Source organism: Mesorhizobium sp. LNJC405B00, assembly GCF_000502615.1.
GTDB lineage: Bacteria > Pseudomonadota > Alphaproteobacteria > Rhizobiales > Rhizobiaceae > Mesorhizobium.
Window position 1 is genome coordinate 213878 of record NZ_AYWC01000008.1, and the last position, 16939, is coordinate 230816.

Below are 16939 nucleotides of genomic sequence, written 5' to 3' on the forward strand. Positions count from 1 at the left end.
TGCGGAAAATCGATTCCCCAAGCCGTCATCAGACCGGCGCCTTCGCCTTCAGGCTTGCGGCAGCCATTGCATAGCCGCCGGCGGCGCCATCGATGAAGTGAACATGATCGCGCTGCAGCGGCGAGATGACGAGGCATGTCATCAAGGCCGACTTCTGGCGGTGCAGGCCATAGTTGCAGATGCCGGCCTCTTCCGCTTGTTTCAGCCGGTTCTCGATCCGCTGCAACACATCCGCGTCGACGTCGATGGTCATCTTCAAGCCGTCGTCGAACTTGCGGAAATCCGAATTGCTGGCCACCTCGCGCTTGTAGACCTTCGGATCGAAACCGCCGATCGTCCAGCCCAATTTGTCGGTGACGGCCGTAAGCGTCATCAGGAAGATCACCCACAGCTTGGCCAGCCACCGCCGCCCCGGCGGCGCCGTGGCCCGTGCCTCGACATCGAGACCGGCGGGCAAGAGACTATAGGCCGGACCGTCCACCGGCACCGGGTGGCCATCGCGCTCCTGCCTGCCGGCAAGGGTGATGATGTCGGAAGCCAGAAACTGGAAACCACGCAAGTCGCGCGATGCCCCGGGCACGGCTATGATCGAGACAATTTCGCCATGCCGGGCTTCGATCGGGTTCCAGCGGCAGGAGAGGCCGGTCAGATCCGGCCGCGCGCCGGCCGGGGCGGGGTCGACGCGGTAGCGCCCGGCTTTCATTTCGGCTTCCGCCCAACTGCCGCCGCCGCCGGCGAACATGGCATAGAAGGCTGCTTCGGAGGCCTGGAACCTCGCCACGCGAACGTCGAGGCCTTGCGCTCTTATGTCCTTTATCGGCACGATTGCGGCACGCAAGGTCAGGTCCAGTTCGTCCGCCACCCATCTCTGGACAGAAGCCAGCGCGTTACGGGCGATCTCCAGCGCCGAGCCGGGAAACGCCACGAGCGCGCCGTCGCCGCCGAAGACGAAGGGAAGATCTTGCCGGCCCAGTGCATTGAGCAGCGCCGAAATGACGCTGGCGCCGGCCATATTGACGGTTTTGTAGCGCCCGGCCTCGATCGCCTTGGTCGAGCCGACGATGTCGGCGGTGGCCAGCGCCCAGCCATCGGGGAGAGGCCGATAGTTGTCGATATCGGCAACGCTTTCGAACTTTGCGAAGACCGGCAAAGAAGCGACGAACGGGTCGGACGCGACAGCTGTTTCCATAAGCATCAGATAGCACATTCCAGCGCTTGAAGGTGAAGTCGATCATGCCTCGAAATTGACTTGGGCAGGCTTTGCGATGATAGGATCGCGCGATGCGAATTGCCTTCTACGCCCCGCTGAAGTCGCCCAATCATCCCGTTGTCTCCGGCGACCGCCAGATGGCACGGATGCTGGTCCAGGCGCTGCAGCATGGCGGGCATAGCGTCGAACTGGCATCGGAGTTGCGCTTCTATCTACGCCAGCCGGAACCGAAAAGTTTCGATGCGCTCATGATCGAGGCCCGGGACGAAGCCGCGCGACTGACAAGGCTTTGGGACCGTGACGGCAAGCCCGATCTCTGGTTCTCCTATCATCCCTACTACAAGGCGCCCGACCTGATCGGGCCCGAGCTGGCGTTGGCCTTTGCTGTCCCCTATGTGACGGCCGAAGCCTCCTATTCCGAACGGCGCAACGCCGGTTCGTGGGCCGATAGCCAGGCATTGGTGGCGCGAGCCATCGAGCAGGCGGCGCTGAACATCTGCTTCACGCAAAGGGATCGCCAGGGGCTGGCGGATGCTGTTCCCCACGCCGCTCTCGGTATGCTTTCACCCTTCATCGACACATCGGCATTCCACGAAATGCCGGTACTGGATTATCCGACGCGCCTCGTGACCGTCGCCATGATGCGCCCGGGCGACAAGGTCTTGAGCTATCGCATGCTGGCGCAGGCGCTCGGGTTGATCGGCCACCTCCCCTGGACGCTGTCGGTCGTCGGGGACGGACCTGCCCGCGACGAGGTAAAGGCGCAATTCGCCGGCTTGCCCGCCGACCGTATCGAATGGCTTGGCGCGATTGAGCCGGTCGCCGTGCCGGATGTCCTCTATCGCGGGGGAATCTACGTCTGGCCGGGTTACGGCGAGGCCTATGGCATTGCCTATCTTGAAGCACAGGCCGCCGGCCTTCCGGTGGTGGCTCAGGACATTGCCGGCGTGCCGGAGGTCGTGCGGCATGGCCAGACCGGGTTTCTCACCCCGCCAGGCGATGTGGCGGCGTTCGCTTCTGCCATTGCAAGGCTTCTGGCCAATAATGATGAAAGAACCATCATGGCTGCAGAGGCCAGACGTTTCGTTCTCGAAGAACGCTCTCTCGGTGCTGCAAAGGCCCGCCTGGCCGAACTTCTCAAGATGATCCCGTTGTCATGACATCCGACCCGACTTGGCAGCCCCTGGTGGACGAGCTGGCGCACCGGCAACGGGCGGGCCGCAAGGCAGAGTTCTGGCTGCGCGACGATGACGCCGTGGATCCGACGCCGGCGCTCGATCGGTTGCTCGACCTCACCGGTGACTTCGCGGTGCCGGTCACTCTGGCCGTCATTCCGGCCCAGACCGACGGGACGCTTGTCGTCCGGCTTGACGCGGCGCCGCATGCCACGGTCGCCATTCATGGCTGGGCGCACCGAAATCATGCGCCCGAGGGTCAAAAAAAGCAGGAGCTTGGCGCGCATCGGCCACGCGAGGTGGTGCTGGATGAGCTGGCCGGCGGGCTGTCGCGTGTAAGCGGCCTGCACGGCGCACGTGCGGTTCCGATGCTGGTGCCGCCCTGGAACCGGATCGACGCCGGCCTGGTACCCGACCTCCGATCGATAGGATTTGCGGCATTGTCGGTGTTCGGGCCGCCAAGGCCGGCTTCCCTGGCGGTCATCAACAGCAATGTCGACATCATGGATTGGCATGGCACGCGCGGCTGCCGCGATCATGGTCTGTTGGTTCAGGCCATCGTCGCGCAATTGCAGCGTGCATTCGGCGGCGGCGAACCGGTCGGCCTGCTCACCCACCATCTCGTCCATGATGAATCGGCTTGGCTTTTCCTCGAACGGCTGTTCACGATCACCGCGCGGGCAGAAGGCTGCGCATGGCTTCCGATCAGCACACTGACAGAACGCAGCGCCGGAAAATAGCTCAGCGCTTTTTGTGCAAGACTGGAAATGTGAGCGTCTGGCCATCCCGCGCCGCAAAAGCGCCGGCAAATCTGTCTTTGGCCAGTTTCTCCATCTCGTCCAGCTCATCGTCGGTGCGTGCCGGATCGTGGTGAAACAGCGCAAGCCCGCGCGCGCCGGCCGCCTCGCAGAGCTTGACGCCCTGTTGCCATGTCGAGTGCCCGTTGCCGCGGTAGCGCTCCATTTCCTCCTCGGTGTAGGTGCAATCGTAAATGACGAGGTCGGCATTCTCGATCAGGCCGAGCACCGCCGGATCGAGTTTGCCCGGCTCGTGCTCGGTGTCTGTGATGACCGCCACGACGCGGCCCCCCCATTCGACCCGGTAGCCGATGCAGCCGCCCGGATGGGTAAGACTACCGGTCCGCACAACAACTCCTTCGCGCGGCCGAAGCACGTCTCCGGATGCGAAATCGCGGCAGTCGAGGCTCGCCTTGCAGACACCGAGTGTCACCGGAAACCATGGCGGCCGAATGAATTCATCGACCATCTGCCGCGTCGTCATGCGTCCAGCCAGATGCCCGGACCAAAGCGTAACTTTGATGCCTCGTTCATAAATAGGCTTGAAAGCCGGCAGCCCGATGACGTGGTCGTAGTGGCAATGGGTGAAAAACAGGTCGAAATCGGTGACGCCCGCCGCCCGAAGCGTCCTGCCGGCAGGCCGCAAGCCGGAGCCCGCGTCGAACAGAAGCGTATGCTTGCCGCATTGCATCTCGATGCAGATCGTGTTGCCGCCATAGCGAGCAAATTCTGGCCCCGACACCGCAATGCTGCCGCGCACGCCCCAAAACCTGACAAGGAAGAAATCGTCGTCCATGCACCCTTTCGCCCATCGTAGCCAACCAACTGCTGCCAGAGTCGTTCCAGGAAAGGTGTGACACGGTTCCGGAAACTGCGTCAAAACAAAGAAACAGAGCGGCTCGCCGCTTCAGTGCAACTGTGAATCGCTCTCGGCCGTTCGTGCGTCGATCAGGTCCGCGGTCGTACTGCTTAGCCTATCGGCAAGAACCCGCAATATCTCGATGGTCATTTCGGGAAACTCCTTCATAAGCCTCAGGAAATGGTCCTTGCGGATTCTCAAGGCCTCCAGCTCACTTGCCGCTTTGACGGTGGCAGTACGGGAGCTGTTGCACAATATGGCAATCTCGCCAACGATCGAATTTGGCAGCAATTCGGCAACTTTGATCGGCCCATTGTCGGAATCGACCAGAATATCCGCGCTGCCCGAAAGGATGACATAGGCGGCGTCTGCCTCGTCGCCCTGCCGGAAAAGAATCTGGCCGGCACTGTAGTTCACGCGATCGGACGTGAACGCGAGCAGCTTGAGCTTTGTCGGCTCGATGCCAGAGAACAAGGGAACGCGTTGCAGCATTCCAACTTCATCCTTGAGCAGCATTGTCGCAAACCTTCCTGAATTCGCGTTTGCCAGACTATGACACAAGTTCCTTGAAGATACCGTTTCCCGCCAGGAGTGTCTCGTGTGTTCCGTCTTCCACCAATTGGCCTGAGTCAAAGACCACAACCCGATCGAACATCGCCGCCATTGCCGGATTCGTCACCACCCACACAATTGCCGGCGAATGGCCGTCGCGTCTGGCTTCGTCGAGCACATTCCGCAACACCTTGTCCTGCACGCGCTGGTCGAGCGCCGACAGCGGCCGATTGAGAATGAGGAAATCGGGACGCTTGAGCAAGGCGCGGGCAACATCGAGCTTCTGTCGCTGTCCGCCGGTCAGCCGCCTGCCGGCGGCGCCGACGTTGAAGTCCAGGCCGACATCCAGAAGCTCGGCATAAAGCCCCAGTTCGTCAAGAATATCATAGACGATGGAGCGAATGCGGTCCGGCGCGTCGGGATGGTTGTTGCCGACACGCCCGAACAGGACGTTGTCCATGACGGTGGCCGCGGCGATGTATTTGGCAGGGTCAAACCGTTCGACAGCTTTCTCCAGCTCGGCCGGCAGGTTTTCATAGAACTGGTTGCGTGCAGCGATGATCTTGCTCATCAGCTCGTCGGTCAACAGGCCGAAGCGATGCCGGGGCTCGATATAGGCAAAGCTTAAGGTGACCATCATGGCGCGGTCGTTCTCCGAAACCGCATCGTAGGGGCGATTCTTGAGCCGTTGCAGCAAGGTTTCGTAGGCGGGTATCTCCTCGGCGCTCATGAAGGCGAGCTGCTGGAAGAACTGGTGTTCGGGCGGCAGGTCGGCAAACAGCTCGATCGCCTGTTCGGCGATCTCCATGCCCATTTCGTAGAGCGTGCGGTCGAGGCCGGCTTGCTTCAGCACGGAAGCAAAATAGGGATTGGACGCCAGTGCCTTGTGAGCCAGTTCGGGGCCGGCCGCAGCGCCGAAGAGCAGGTTCTGGCCGATCGTCGCTTCCTTGTTGTAGGCGCCCGGTTCAAAAGGAACCACCAGCGCGCTCAGGCCTTCTTCCTCCAACCGGGTTCGCAGCGCCGCACGCAATTCGACGATCCGCCCGGCAAGCTTCGTGTGGCGCTTGAGGTCGGCCGAAGAGCGCAAGCCTAGATCCAGAATGTCGCGCGACAGAAGAACCGCGTCGAGCACCCGGCGCACGGCTTCAAAGAGGTCGTGCGGGCCGGTGGCGCCGGCGGAGGCATAGTTGATCCAGTCGCTGCGGATATCGAGATCCGGATTGCCCGACCGGCGCGCCTCGTCGATATTCCAACGGTGCTGGTCCGCCGCGGCGCCGTCATATGTCACCGATGTCAGCGGCGCATGCTTCAACCCGTAGAGCAAATTGTCGCGCAGGCTTGCCTGGAACAGGAAAACATCCGACGAAGCGTAGGAAATGCGCCGGCCGGTCACGGCTTCGGGGAGATCGAGCAAGTCATCGGAGCCCGAAACGATCCTTCCGCTGTCCGGCCAGGTCAGCCGCGCAAAGGCTTCCGCAAGCGCCTCCGCTCCCCCTGTTGCGGTGCTGACCAGCGCCACCGTCTCACCCGGCTTGACCTCGAGCGAGATGCGATTGAGGAGCATTGCGCCGCCATCGTCTGCTATCGACAGGCTGACCGCCGACAGCGGCTTGGTCATCGGATCGGGATCGTCGACCGTCAGTGCTCCGATTTCCGGCGCGATGATATTCTCGACGGTGAACTGTTCGACGACCTGCTGATATTTGACCTGGACATCCTGCCGGTCCTGATCCCAGTCGATCAGTTCCTTCATCGGTCCGGGCAAGTCCTTGTAAGCGCCGATCACGGCCACGAGCTGGCCGACATCCAACCGCCCCTGGATGACCAGATAGCCACCGATCATGTAGAACAGAAAGGGCGTGAGCTGCGCGAGAAAATTGTTGAGGAACTTTACCATGAATTTCCATTGGTAAAGATCGAAGCGGATTTTGAAGATGAGCCCGAGCCGGGCTGCTATGTCGGCGCGCTCGTAGTTCGACGTATCGTGGACGTGAACCGCGCCGATGCCGTCGACGATTTCGCCAACCCGGCCTGAAAGCGCGCGCGCCGTCAACTGCCGCTGGCGCCCGAGCACGAGCAGCCGCCGCCGCATTCGCGGGATAAGCACGATCTGGATCGCCACGATCACGACCGCTATCATTCCGAGCCAGACGTTCTGGACCATGATGAACAGCATGGCCGTCAGCGCCTGGCCGCCGAGCAGCACCGGCTGCAGGAAGGCATCGCCAATGAAGCCGCCCAGCGGCTCCACCTCGTCCTTCACCATGGTCGCCACTTCGGCGGATTTCACCCGCTTGAAGTAAACCGGCGGAAACCGCAGCACACGATCGACCAGATCGAAACGAATACGCCGCAGCATGCGTTCGCCGAGCCGGCCCTTGTAAGTGTTGATGTAGAGCTTGAACAAGCCGTTGATGACGACCAGCAAGAGGAACACAAGGCTGAGCGCAAGCAGGGTCGAGGTGCGGTCCAGTTGAAAACCGGAGAAGAACTGGACCTCGCCGATGAACGGCAGGTTATAGTGCAACCGCATGAATGGCAGGGTCGCGCCCGGTTGCTCGAACCCCTTGCCCTGGATCGGGCCGTTGACGATCAGCTTCGGCAGGTCGAACGACATGAAATACGGGACCATCGAAAGCACGACGATCATCAATATCCAGAGCTGCTGCTTCCTGGTGTGCGTCCAGATATAGCGGGCTAGGCTGGTTTCCATATGCGATTGTCAGTTTGAAGGATGCGGAATGTAAAGGCACCTGCTGGCAAATGGTGTATCGGCCATGTCTTCGCCGCCAACGACGAGCTCAAAGCGGCAGCTGCGCGCCAAGCGGATGGGCGCCGATGGTCCGGACAAATTCAATCGGCCTTCTCCGGGCAATGGCGAAACGGCTTGCGGCACAGTCGCGTCCGCAAGTCGAACAGGCAAGAGGCAAGATTGCGTTGTGTCGCCCGAAATCCCAACATAGAAGACGAATATGATGGATGTCACGCAACCACGCAATGCCGGCATGGATGGGCATGAGCAAGCCCTGGACCTCACGCGGGGAATTGCCGCCTATGTCGACCACCCTCTCGTGGCCGGGCTGGCGCGCGTCATCGCCAAGCATCCGCAGGCCAATATCGCGAACGCCTTCAACCACAAACAGGTCGCCTGCAAGATGTGGGCGCTCGACAGGCTTTTCGAAAGCTGCGGCGGCCGGTTCGAGCGCATATGGGTTCTGGGTGGATGGTACGGCGTATTGCCGGCGATGCTTTTCAACGACGCCCGCTTCGACATCGCGGCGATCGACAGCATCGACATTGATCCCGAAGTCGGCGCGGTCGCCCGGACACTCAACCGGCAAGCCGGCGACCGGTTTCAAGCGCTGACGGCAGATATGTACGCACTCGACTATGCCGCCGGCGGGCCCGACTTGGTGGTCAATACGAGCTGCGAACACATAGCCGACCTCAGCGCCTGGCTTGCCCTGCTTCCGCGGGGCACGAACGTGCTGCTGCAGTCGAACGATTATTTCAGCGAGCCGACGCACATCAACTGCGTGGCGTCACTTGCAGCCTTCGAAGCCATGGCGGCGCTGCGGCAGATCAGGTTCTCCGGTGAACTGCCGACAAAAAAATATACGCGCTTCATGCTGATTGGAACTGTTTGAAGCGTTCGCACAGGATTTGCGCCGAGCGCCGCGCCCCTTCCAGATCGAGACGATGCGCGGCTGGCGGCGGTCCCGCAAGCGCCTGCTCGATCGCATGCGCCAGACCTTCAGGCGTCAGGTCCTGTTCCGTCAGCACCGTTGCAAGACCGAGCTCTTCGAGCATCAGAGCGCGACGCGTCTGCTCGGTTTCCCCGCCGGCTGCAAATGGAACGAGCAGCGAGCGACACCCCGCGCGCATCACATCGCAGACCGTGTTGTAACCCGCCTGCGAGACCGACAGGCGGGCGCCGGTCAGCAGGCTGGCGAAATCCTCGCGGAACCGGAAGATGGACAGGCGTGGGGAGGCATCGCGTGAAATCGCGTCGAACTCGTCCTTCGGCAGGTTTGGGCCGGTGATCAAACACCATGTCCAGGCGTTATCGGCACTTCGCGCCGCCGCGACGGTGGATCTGACAAGGCTCTTTCCGGCCGCCCCGCCGCCAACCGACACCAGAACGTCGAAGCGCTCTGAGGCCGCTTGCGCCGGCGGCGCGGCAACGAGCCCTGTGTAGGCGACCTCGGCCCTGATCGCCCCAGCCAGCGGAAATGTCTTGTCGATGGTTGCGAAAGCCGGATCGCCATGGACCATGACAAGATCGAAATGCCTGTTGACGATATCGACCGTTTCTTCGTTTCGGCTCGGCTTCACGCGCTCCTGAAGGATGTCGCGGACGGACGCCGCCAGCAGCGGTCTGGGCGATGTCGCTTCGATGGCCTCGATCAGCGGCAGGAGTTCGAAACGCATCTGCCGGCGTCCAAAGGGAAACGCCTCGATAATGACGATGTCGGGCCTGTAATCCCGGAAAGCCTGCAGCAGCATGTCTGAGCGCCGCGTCTTGAAATCATCGTCGACGGCTTTGCCCTGCAGGTCGACAAGTCCGGAAAATCCTTCGTCACCGGAGGTGACAGGCGGCAGGGTCACGGATTTTACGCCCGATCCCGGAAATCCCGCGATCGGCGCTCCGCCGGTCACGACGGTGACGTCGAACCCGTCATCGACCAGAGCCGCCGCAATGCGGCTGGCGCGCGCGAGATGGCCGATGCCGAGCAGGTGCTGAACATAGAAGAAAGCGCGCAGCCGCTTCATTCGGCGACCCGCCACTCCCGCTCGAACAGTTCCTTGAGCTGTCCAATGCCTGCCACATGATCGAAATTGCTTCGCACGCGCCGCTCCGCGGCGTCGCCGAGACGGGCGCGGAGGACGGGATCGCGGATCAGGCGCTCCAGCGCCTGTGCCAGGGCAGTCGGGTTTTCCGAGGGAATCAGCAGCCCGGTTTCATCCGACGACAAAAGCTCCGGCACGCCGGAAATATCGGTCGACACGCAGGCAAGCCGCTGGCTGGCCGCCTCCACCAGAACATTCGGCAGGCCGTCCCTGTCGCCATCCGCGGTGATCCTACAGGCCAAAGCGAAGATGTCGGCGCTGCGGTAGTGCTCAAGCACCTCCTCCTGCGCCAGCGCGCCTTTCCAGGAGACGCGACCCTCCAGTCCGAGCCTTTGCGCCAGCGCCTTCAGCCGTTTTAGTTCCTCGCCGCCACCGATATGCTCGAAACACCACGCCAGATCGCCAGGCAAGAGGGCAAGAGCCTCCAGCAACGTATCATAGCCTTTCTTTTCAACGGCGCGTCCGACACTCAAGATCATGACCGGTTCGGCCGGCGCCGAGCCGTCACGCTGTTTTCGCGCCTCGCCGAAACTGCCGAAGCGGTCAAGGTCGAGCCCATGATAGCTCAGATGCACGGACGAACTGCCGTTGGCGAGTTTTTTCAGATGGTCGAAGCCGGTTTTCGTGCACGTGACCGTCCAGCGCGCCGAGGAAAGCTTGCCGGCCAGATCCCAGTCCGCCGACGTCCAGATGTCCTTGGCATGGGCTGAGCAGCTCCAGGGCAAGCCACGAAGCTGGCTGGCATAGCGCGTCACCGATGCCGGCGTGTGCGCGAAATGGGCATGCAGCCATCCGGCATCTTGCGGCCATTCGGCCGCCAGCACCAGCGCTTGCCCGAAGCGGCGCGCGCGATTGCGCGTAAAGTCGCGGCGGATATCGGCAGCGAGCGATTTGAGCGCGCGCCAGAAGCCAGGCCGCGGCAGACAGGCAAACAGCGATCGAACCACGCGCAGCGGCTCTCTGTGCAGATATTCCGGCAGATAATGGACGGGGGCCTTGATCTCGTCATGCACGGGATGACGTTTTGCGTCGGTCGGCCGCCTGAGCGCGAAAAGTATCAGGTCGAACCCCGCACGCTCGAGACCGAGCAGTTCCTGTGCGATGAAGGTTTCCGACAGCCGCGGATAGCCCTTCAGAACCACGACGATCTTGCGGTGTTGCAACTCAGTTCATGCCTTCAATGACCGAAAGGTGATGGCCGGCCCGGCGGTCGAGCAGTTCCGCGACGATTTCGGAAATATGAGGCAGCCCTTCCAGAGTCAGATGCGCATTGCTCTGCGATGGGCGGGGCCGGCCCGGCAAAACCTGCAGCACATCGGCAAACCGCTGGGCATCCTCGGCCTCCTCGGGCAAAAGCATCTCGATGAGGCCGAGTTCGGCTGCGCGCCGTGCCCGGATCAGCTGTTCCTCGCGCGGCGTGACGCGCGGCACGATCAGCGCCGGCTTGTCGAAAGACAGTATCTCGCAATAGGTGTTGTAACCGCCCATCGCCACCACCGCCTTGGCGCCGGCAATCAGCTCTTCCATGCGGTTGTCGAATTCGATGATCTTGACATAGGGGATCTTGGCCCCTTTCCTGACCAGCTTGTTGCGCTTGCGCGCCGGCATGTAAGGCCCAAGCACGATCAGCGCCCTGTGCTGCAATCGCGGATCCTGCTGATAGGCCTCGATGACGTTGTGGATCAGGTCGGCGCCGTCACCACCGCCACCGGTGGTAACCAGGATATAGTCGCCCTCGGGCCGGTGGCCGGGCAATTGGTTCTGCTGCAGGCTCCGTTGCAGGAAACCGACGAACTTCATCTTTGCCCTGACCGCCGGCGGCACGTCCAGGCCGGTCAACGGATCGTAGAAATCCGGCGGGCCATAGACCCAGACCTTGTCGTAGAACAGGCCAATCTTGCGCATCACATCCCTGCGTGCCCACTCCGCTTCGAGCAAATGCGGCGCGTCCATCACCTCGCGCAGGCCAAGCACGAGCGTGGTGCCCCGCGTCTTGAGGTAGGACAGCGTATCCTCGATCTCTCCGCGCAGCCCCAGCGGTTCCTTGTCGACGATGAAGATATCCGGCCGGAAGCTCTCGGCTGTGTGGCGAATAATCGACTGCCGCATCCTGAGCGTCTCATGCAGATCGATGTCCTTTTCCAGCGAGGTGTATTCGCCGTTGCGCAACTTGATGACGCTGGGGATCTTCACGAAGTCGACGCGGGCGCGGTAGTCGAAGGCGCCGGCGATGGTGGCGCCCGAAATGATTAGCACCTGAAGTCCGCGGAAATCCCCGACCAGCGAATGAGCGATCGTTCGGCAACGCTGCAAATGGCCGAGCCCGAACGTGTCGTGGCTGTACATGAGAATTCGTGCGTCTTTGGCGTGCTGTGTCATTGTGAACGTCTTTTAGAATTCTCGCCGGACCGTGGGCAACCCCGCAGGCTTCGAAACCATTCTCACGGGTCTATCGACCTGTTTTGAAACATGGGGGCGAGAGGTACGCAACGGCATTCTTCACCAGGTCACGAATGCCAGGGGCGCTGATTGTGGCGCCATACCTTGTCTTCGCCGACGATAGACGGCCCGAGCACAAATCTCTGTCATGAGGCTTGACCCCGTGGAATTAAATGCCCTGCGGCCTGAGGCAGGCAAAGCGCACATTGCGAAAAATCAAGGGCGACCAAGGCGAAACGAGGCTGCCGCACATTGTGAGGAGAACCCGCACCTTGGGAAAATGCTTCATAATCCATCGAAACACAACGGCCGCCAGAGGCCGCACGTTGCGGCCTTTTATCCTGCCATCAGCCTTGGCCTGTGGCAAGCGTCCGGTCCTTGCACCGTTGAAGCTGGTGCAATCTCGCGTCATGCCGGCTTCCTCCGTCATGTGGAGGATAGCTGCGGCCCCAATGAGATTCGTCAGCCAGGCGACCCATTCGCCAGTTCCGCCCAAAGCTTTGCGTGAACACGCCGGCCGGAACGGCGGCTAAGCCAGCCGCGCCCTTGTCGTCCTCGACGTTGCCAGCAGCAGACTTGTCTCGCTGCCGGTTATCCCCGGGATTAGCCGGATTCGGCGCAGAACCGCGTCGAAATCGGTGAGCGAGGCCGTGCCGAGTTCGACCACCAGGTCCCAGCGGCCATTGGTGGTGTGAATGGTCGAAACCTCAGCGAGACCGCCGAGCGCCCGGACCACGCGGTCGGCGGCATGGCCCTCGATCTCGATCATCATCACGCCGCGTATCCGCTGGTCGACGGCGTCGGCGCGCAGCACCACCGTGTAGCCGATGATCTCGCCCGTTTTTTCCAGTCGCTCCATGCGCGCCCTGACCGTGGCGCGCGACACCCCGAGATCGACCGCGAGATCGGAGATGCTGCGCCGGGCATCATGCCTGAGCAGCGTGACCAGCCTTTCGTCAAGCAAGTCCATGATTCTATCCACTTTGACCAAAGCGACTTATCGGAATGATAAATCATTCTTCTCGAAATGCCAACTTCGTTTGTTCAAACTGCCGGTCCAGGATGGTTCATTCCACGCATCAATTGCCCAATCAATTTGCAAGGACAACAAAAACCATGCGCTGCAGGATCGTTGGCGCGCCGGTGCAGGACGGCGCCGGCAGGATGGGATGCGAGATGGGGCCGAGCGCGCTGCGCACGGCCGGGCTTGTCTCGGTGCTGTCGGAACTCGGCCATCAGGTCGAGGACTGGGGCGCGGTGCAACCGGCCGCAGTGCGCGCACTCGTCCATGGCAATCTCGCGCTGAAGGCCCTGCCGGAGATTTCCGCCTGGACGGCGGCAATTGCCGAGACCGCCTATGCGGCTTCGCGGGACGCCATGCCGATCTTCCTTGGCGGCGACCACGCGATATCGGCCGGCACGGTGTCGGGCATAGCCCGCCGCGCCGCCGAACGCGGCCGGCCGCTCTTCGTGCTGTGGCTCGACGCGCATCCGGATTTCCACACGCTCGATACCACCGTCAGCGGCAATCTGCACGGCGTGCCGCTCGCCTATGCCAGCGGCCGGCCGGGCTTCAGCGGTTATTTCCCCGACCTGCCCGTCGCCGTCGATCCTGCCCACATCTGCGTCATGGGCCTGCGCAGCGTCGATCCGGCGGAGCGCCGGGCGCTGAGCGAAGCGGGGGTTACCGTGCACGACATGCGCACCATTGACGAGCACGGCGTCGCACCTTTGCTGCGCGCCTTCCTGGCCATCGTCGAAAAGGCAAACGGCCTGCTGCATGTCAGCCTCGACGTCGACTTCCTCGACCCCTCCATCGCGCCGGCCGTCGGCACCACCGTGCCCGGCGGCGCCACCTTCCGCGAGGCGCATCTGGTGATGGAGATGCTGTCCGACAGCGGCCTGGTCTCCAGCCTTGATCTGGTCGAGCTCAACCCGTTCCTCGACGAGCGCGGCCGCACCGCCACGCTGATTGTCGACCTCGCCGCCAGCCTGATGGGCCGGCGCATCATGGACCGCCCGACCCGCAGCCATTCCGGAAGCATTGCATGACCCAGCCATCGCGCCTTGCCATCGTCCCCTTCGTCAGCGTCGACCGCATGATGAAGCTGGTGCTGACCATCGGCGTCGAGCGGTTCCTCACCGAACTCGCCGCCTATATCGAGGAGGATTTTCGCCGCTGGGAGCTGTTCGACAAGACGCCGCGCATCGCCTCGCACAGCCATGACGGCGTCATCGAGCTGATGCCGACCAGCGACGGCAGGCTCTACGGCTTCAAATATGTCAACGGCCACCCCAAGAACATGCGCGAGGGCCGCCAGACCGTCACCGCCTTCGGCGTGCTCGCCGATGTCGGCTCCGGCTATCCGATGCTGCTCACCGAAATGACGATCCTGACGGCGCTGCGCACCGCGGCCACCTCCGCGGTCGCTGCCAAATATCTGGCGCCCAGGGGCGCGCGCTCGATGGCCATCATCGGCAATGGCGCCCAGTCCGAATTCCAGGCTGTCGCCTTCAAAGCGCTGCTCGGCATCGACCGGCTGCGGCTCTACGACATCGACCGCTCGGCTTCCGAGAAATGCGCCCGCAACCTCGCCGGCAAAGGCTTTGACATCACCATCTGCGCCACCGGCCAGGATGCTGTGGAAGGCGTCGACATCATCACCACGGTGACCGCCGACAAGCTGTCCGCCACGATTCTGACCGACAACATGGTCGGTTCCGGCGTGCACATCAACGCGGTCGGCGGCGACTGCCCCGGCAAGACGGAACTGCACCGCGACATCCTTTTGCGCTCCGACATCTTCGTCGAGTTCTCGCCGCAGACGCGCATCGAGGGCGAAATCCAGCAGCTCCACGCCGACCATCCGGTGACCGAGTTGTGGCAGGTGATGACCGGCAAGGCGGAAGGCCGCAAGACGGCGGAACAGATCACCTTGTTCGATTCCGTCGGCTTCGCCACCGAGGATTTTTCCGCACTGCGCTATATCAGAGACCAGCTTCAGGCCACCGGCCTCTACGAGGAGCTCGACCTGCTCGCCGATCCCGACGAGCCGCGCGACCTCTTCGGCATGCTGCTCAGGGCAGCGCTGCAGCCGGCAGCCGCCTGAGGGGCTTCAGCCGCGCAACGGCGCGCAGCTCTCCCGTTCGACGAGCACCGGGGTGAGCACTTCGCGGCGCGAATGCGCCGCCGGCTCGGCAACCCGCTCGAGCAGCAGGCTGACCGCCCGCGTGCCGATCTTCTCGACCGGCTGTGCGATCGTCGTCAGTGGCGGCCAGGTGGTGACGGCATAGGGTATGTCGTCGAAGCCGATCATCGACATGTCGCCGGGGACCCGCAATCCGCGCCCGCGCAGCACTGTCAGCGCGCCCATGGCCATCAGATCGTTACAGGCAAACAGCGCCGTGATCCCCGGCGCCTGCGCCATCAGCCGCTCCATCGCCATGCGGCCGCCGGCGAAGTGGTAGTCGGAATCCACCACCGAGGCCGGCGGCAGGTCGAGGCCGGCTTCCTGCAGCGCCCTGGCGAAGCCGCGCAGGCGGGCGGGGCTGGAGCTGGAATCGCGCGGGCCGCCGATGACGCCGATCTTCTCGTGACCGAGCCCGGCCAGATAGCGGCCGGCGAGATAGCCGCCATAATCGTGATCGACCAGCACGGAATCGACATTGACCGAATGGATCTCGCGGTCGATCAGCACCGCCGGGACGCCGGGCAGAAGGCTGGAGAACACCCGCGCATGATCGGACGAGCCGGCGAAGATCAGCCCGTCGATCTGCTTGGCCATCAGCACCTGGAGGTAGCGCTCCTCCTTCTCGGCGCTGCCGTCGGAGTTGCACAGGATCACCGTATAGCCGGCAAGGAAGCCGGCATCCTCGATCTGGCGTGCCACGCCGGCGAAGAACGGATTGGAATTGTCCGGCAGCAGCAGGCCGATGGTCTTGGTCTCGCCGCGCCTCAGGCTCCGCGCCAGCGTGTTCGGACTGTAGCGCAAGGCGGCGATGGCCGAATGCACGCGCTCGGCCGTCTCCGGCTCGACATGGCGCGTGCGGTTCATCACATGCGAGACGGTTGCGACCGACACTCCGGCATGGCGCGCGACATCGGCAATCGTCGTCATTTCTTGTCCCCTGACTCGATTAGCCTAATGATTGCGTAACCGGATGTGTCGCACGCTAGAGCGCAGCTTTCGAGTGTCAATGTCCCTTTGAGCAACCTGCTGAGCGGAGCGATCTGCCGCCAAGAAAAAGCCGCAAGGCTGGGTGCTTGGTGGTCGACCTGTTGTCGCAACCGGATAAGGTTCGAGAGCCGGGAACTGCTCAATCGCCAACGATCGGAACAACGATGCGACTTCTCCTTGTCGAGGACGACCCACGCACCGCCGACTATGTCGTCAAGGGCCTTGGCGAGGCAGGCCATATCTGCGACCTCAGGCGCGATGGCCGCGACGCGCTGTTTGCCGCGACACGCGACGCCTATGACGTGATCGTCGTCGACCGCATGCTGCCCGGCCTCGACGGCCTGTCGATGATCAAGGCGGTGCGGGCAGCGGGCGTGCGTACGCCGGCGATCTTTCTGACCTCGGTCGGCGGCGTCGACGACAGGGTTGAAGGGCTCGAGGCCGGCGGCGACGACTATCTCGTCAAGCCATTCGCCTTTTCCGAACTGCTCGCCCGCATCAACGCGCTCGGCCGTCGCCCTGCGGTGCAGGAGCTGAAGACGACGCTGCGCATCGTCGACCTCGAAATGGACCTGATCCAGCGCCGCGTCACCAGGCAGGGCCAGGCGATCGACCTGCAGCCGCGCGAATTCAGCCTGCTCGAAGTGCTGATGCGCGGCGAGGGCCGCGTCATCACCCGCACCATGCTTCTGGAACGGGTCTGGGATTTTCACTTCGACCCCAAGACCAGCGTCGTCGAAACCCATATCAGCCGGCTGCGCGCCAAGATCGACAGGCCGTTCGAAACCGCGTTGATCCACACCGTGCGCAGCACTGGCTACAGTGTTCACGACTGAAGGCACGGCATGACAGAAACTTGCCATGACTGAAGCTTCCCA

15 protein-coding genes are annotated in these 16939 nt (G+C 62.7%); 6 read left to right on the forward strand and 9 right to left on the reverse strand.

Annotated features, from left to right (window positions below; genetic code table 11):
- Nucleotides 1-28: 28 nt before the first annotated feature.
- The gene (locus tag X756_RS148760) at nucleotides 29-1207 is read right to left on the reverse strand and encodes a DUF3095 domain-containing protein (protein ID WP_027050460.1); all 1179 of its coding nucleotides are present in this window, start codon (nucleotides 1205-1207) and stop codon (nucleotides 29-31) included.
- A gap of 74 nt (nucleotides 1208-1281) precedes the next feature.
- Here X756_RS148760 and X756_RS148755 point away from each other — a divergent pair, with 74 nt between their 5' ends.
- Both X756_RS148755 and X756_RS148750 read left to right on the forward strand, forming a co-directional pair.
- Nucleotides 1282-2370, forward strand: coding sequence for a glycosyltransferase family 4 protein (locus X756_RS148755; protein ID WP_023730299.1), 1089 nt, complete (start codon nucleotides 1282-1284; stop codon nucleotides 2368-2370).
- Nucleotides 2367-3125 carry a polysaccharide deacetylase family protein gene (locus X756_RS148750; RefSeq protein WP_023730300.1) on the forward strand — a complete coding sequence of 253 codons (759 nt, stop codon included), beginning with the start codon at nucleotides 2367-2369 and terminating at the stop codon, nucleotides 3123-3125. Before X756_RS148755 ends, X756_RS148750 begins: the two co-directional genes overlap by 4 nt.
- A gap of 1 nt (nucleotide 3126) precedes the next feature.
- Here X756_RS148750 and X756_RS148745 read toward each other — a convergent pair whose 3' ends face one another.
- The 3 genes from X756_RS148745 to X756_RS148735 form a co-directional block, all read right to left on the reverse strand.
- Complete coding sequence (locus tag X756_RS148745; protein WP_023672143.1) at nucleotides 3127-3978, reverse strand: MBL fold metallo-hydrolase; 852 nt, start codon at nucleotides 3976-3978, stop codon at nucleotides 3127-3129.
- 111 nt (nucleotides 3979-4089) lie between these two features.
- Nucleotides 4090-4557, reverse strand: a complete 468-nt coding sequence (locus tag X756_RS148740; protein WP_023672144.1) for a cyclic nucleotide-binding domain-containing protein — start codon at nucleotides 4555-4557, stop codon at nucleotides 4090-4092.
- A gap of 34 nt (nucleotides 4558-4591) precedes the next feature.
- A complete protein-coding gene (locus X756_RS148735) occupies nucleotides 4592-7306 on the reverse strand; it encodes an ABC transporter ATP-binding protein (protein ID WP_023730301.1) in 2715 nt (904 codons plus the stop codon).
- A 262-nt stretch (nucleotides 7307-7568) separates the two neighbouring features.
- On the opposite strand from X756_RS148735, the gene X756_RS148730 reads away from it, so the two are divergent.
- Nucleotides 7569-8240 carry a class I SAM-dependent methyltransferase gene (locus tag X756_RS148730; RefSeq protein ID WP_084569921.1) on the forward strand — a complete coding sequence of 224 codons (672 nt, stop codon included), beginning with the start codon at nucleotides 7569-7571 and terminating at the stop codon, nucleotides 8238-8240.
- Here X756_RS148730 and X756_RS148725 read toward each other — a convergent pair.
- From X756_RS148725 to X756_RS148710, 4 genes are all read right to left on the reverse strand, one after another.
- Nucleotides 8218-9366, reverse strand: coding sequence for a glycosyltransferase family protein (locus X756_RS148725; RefSeq protein ID WP_023730303.1), 1149 nt, complete (start codon nucleotides 9364-9366; stop codon nucleotides 8218-8220). The genes X756_RS148730 and X756_RS148725 overlap by 23 nt on opposite strands.
- Complete coding sequence (locus X756_RS148720) at nucleotides 9363-10607, reverse strand: glycosyltransferase (protein WP_023730304.1); 1245 nt, start codon at nucleotides 10605-10607, stop codon at nucleotides 9363-9365. Before X756_RS148720 ends, X756_RS148725 begins: the two co-directional genes overlap by 4 nt.
- A gap of 1 nt (nucleotide 10608) precedes the next feature.
- On the reverse strand, nucleotides 10609-11823 hold the full coding sequence (locus X756_RS148715; RefSeq protein ID WP_023730305.1) for a glycosyltransferase family protein: 1215 nt from the start codon (nucleotides 11821-11823) through the stop codon (nucleotides 10609-10611).
- A gap of 589 nt (nucleotides 11824-12412) precedes the next feature.
- A complete protein-coding gene (locus tag X756_RS148710; RefSeq protein ID WP_023730307.1) occupies nucleotides 12413-12853 on the reverse strand; it encodes an Lrp/AsnC family transcriptional regulator in 441 nt (146 codons plus the stop codon).
- A gap of 146 nt (nucleotides 12854-12999) precedes the next feature.
- Between X756_RS148710 and rocF the strand changes: the two genes are divergently transcribed.
- Complete coding sequence (rocF, locus tag X756_RS148705; protein ID WP_023730308.1) at nucleotides 13000-13935, forward strand: arginase; 936 nt, start codon at nucleotides 13000-13002, stop codon at nucleotides 13933-13935.
- Nucleotides 13932-14993, forward strand: coding sequence for an ornithine cyclodeaminase (locus X756_RS148700; RefSeq protein ID WP_023730309.1), 1062 nt, complete (start codon nucleotides 13932-13934; stop codon nucleotides 14991-14993). The genes rocF and X756_RS148700 overlap by 4 nt, the downstream gene beginning before the upstream one ends.
- A 6-nt stretch (nucleotides 14994-14999) precedes the next feature.
- Here the strand turns inward: X756_RS148700 and X756_RS148695 are convergent, their stop codons facing one another.
- Complete coding sequence (locus X756_RS148695; protein ID WP_023692902.1) at nucleotides 15000-16001, reverse strand: LacI family DNA-binding transcriptional regulator; 1002 nt, start codon at nucleotides 15999-16001, stop codon at nucleotides 15000-15002.
- A 224-nt stretch (nucleotides 16002-16225) separates the two neighbouring features.
- Between X756_RS148695 and X756_RS148690 the strand changes: the two genes are divergently transcribed.
- Nucleotides 16226-16897, forward strand: a complete 672-nt coding sequence (locus X756_RS148690) for a winged helix-turn-helix domain-containing protein (RefSeq protein ID WP_023730310.1) — start codon at nucleotides 16226-16228, stop codon at nucleotides 16895-16897.
- The last annotated feature ends 42 nt before the right edge of the window (nucleotides 16898-16939 follow it).

Coding starts and splice junctions, on each gene's coding strand:
- X756_RS148760 (WP_027050460.1), bottom strand. CDS start 1,207: ATGTGCTATCTGATGCTTATGGAAACAGCTGTCGCGTCCGACCCGTTC.
- X756_RS148755 (WP_023730299.1), top strand. CDS start 1,282: ATGCGAATTGCCTTCTACGCCCCGCTGAAGTCGCCCAATCATCCCGTT.
- X756_RS148750 (WP_023730300.1), top strand. CDS start 2,367: ATGACATCCGACCCGACTTGGCAGCCCCTGGTGGACGAGCTGGCGCAC.
- X756_RS148745 (WP_023672143.1), bottom strand. CDS start 3,978: ATGGACGACGATTTCTTCCTTGTCAGGTTTTGGGGCGTGCGCGGCAGC.
- X756_RS148740 (WP_023672144.1), bottom strand. CDS start 4,557: ATGCTGCTCAAGGATGAAGTTGGAATGCTGCAACGCGTTCCCTTGTTC.
- X756_RS148735 (WP_023730301.1), bottom strand. CDS start 7,306: ATGGAAACCAGCCTAGCCCGCTATATCTGGACGCACACCAGGAAGCAG.
- X756_RS148730 (WP_084569921.1), top strand. CDS start 7,569: ATGGATGTCACGCAACCACGCAATGCCGGCATGGATGGGCATGAGCAA.
- X756_RS148725 (WP_023730303.1), bottom strand. CDS start 9,366: ATGAAGCGGCTGCGCGCTTTCTTCTATGTTCAGCACCTGCTCGGCATC.
- X756_RS148715 (WP_023730305.1), bottom strand. CDS start 11,823: ATGACACAGCACGCCAAAGACGCACGAATTCTCATGTACAGCCACGAC.
- X756_RS148710 (WP_023730307.1), bottom strand. CDS start 12,853: ATGGACTTGCTTGACGAAAGGCTGGTCACGCTGCTCAGGCATGATGCC.
- rocF (WP_023730308.1), top strand. CDS start 13,000: ATGCGCTGCAGGATCGTTGGCGCGCCGGTGCAGGACGGCGCCGGCAGG.
- X756_RS148700 (WP_023730309.1), top strand. CDS start 13,932: ATGACCCAGCCATCGCGCCTTGCCATCGTCCCCTTCGTCAGCGTCGAC.
- X756_RS148695 (WP_023692902.1), bottom strand. CDS start 16,001: ATGACGACGATTGCCGATGTCGCGCGCCATGCCGGAGTGTCGGTCGCA.
- X756_RS148690 (WP_023730310.1), top strand. CDS start 16,226: ATGCGACTTCTCCTTGTCGAGGACGACCCACGCACCGCCGACTATGTC.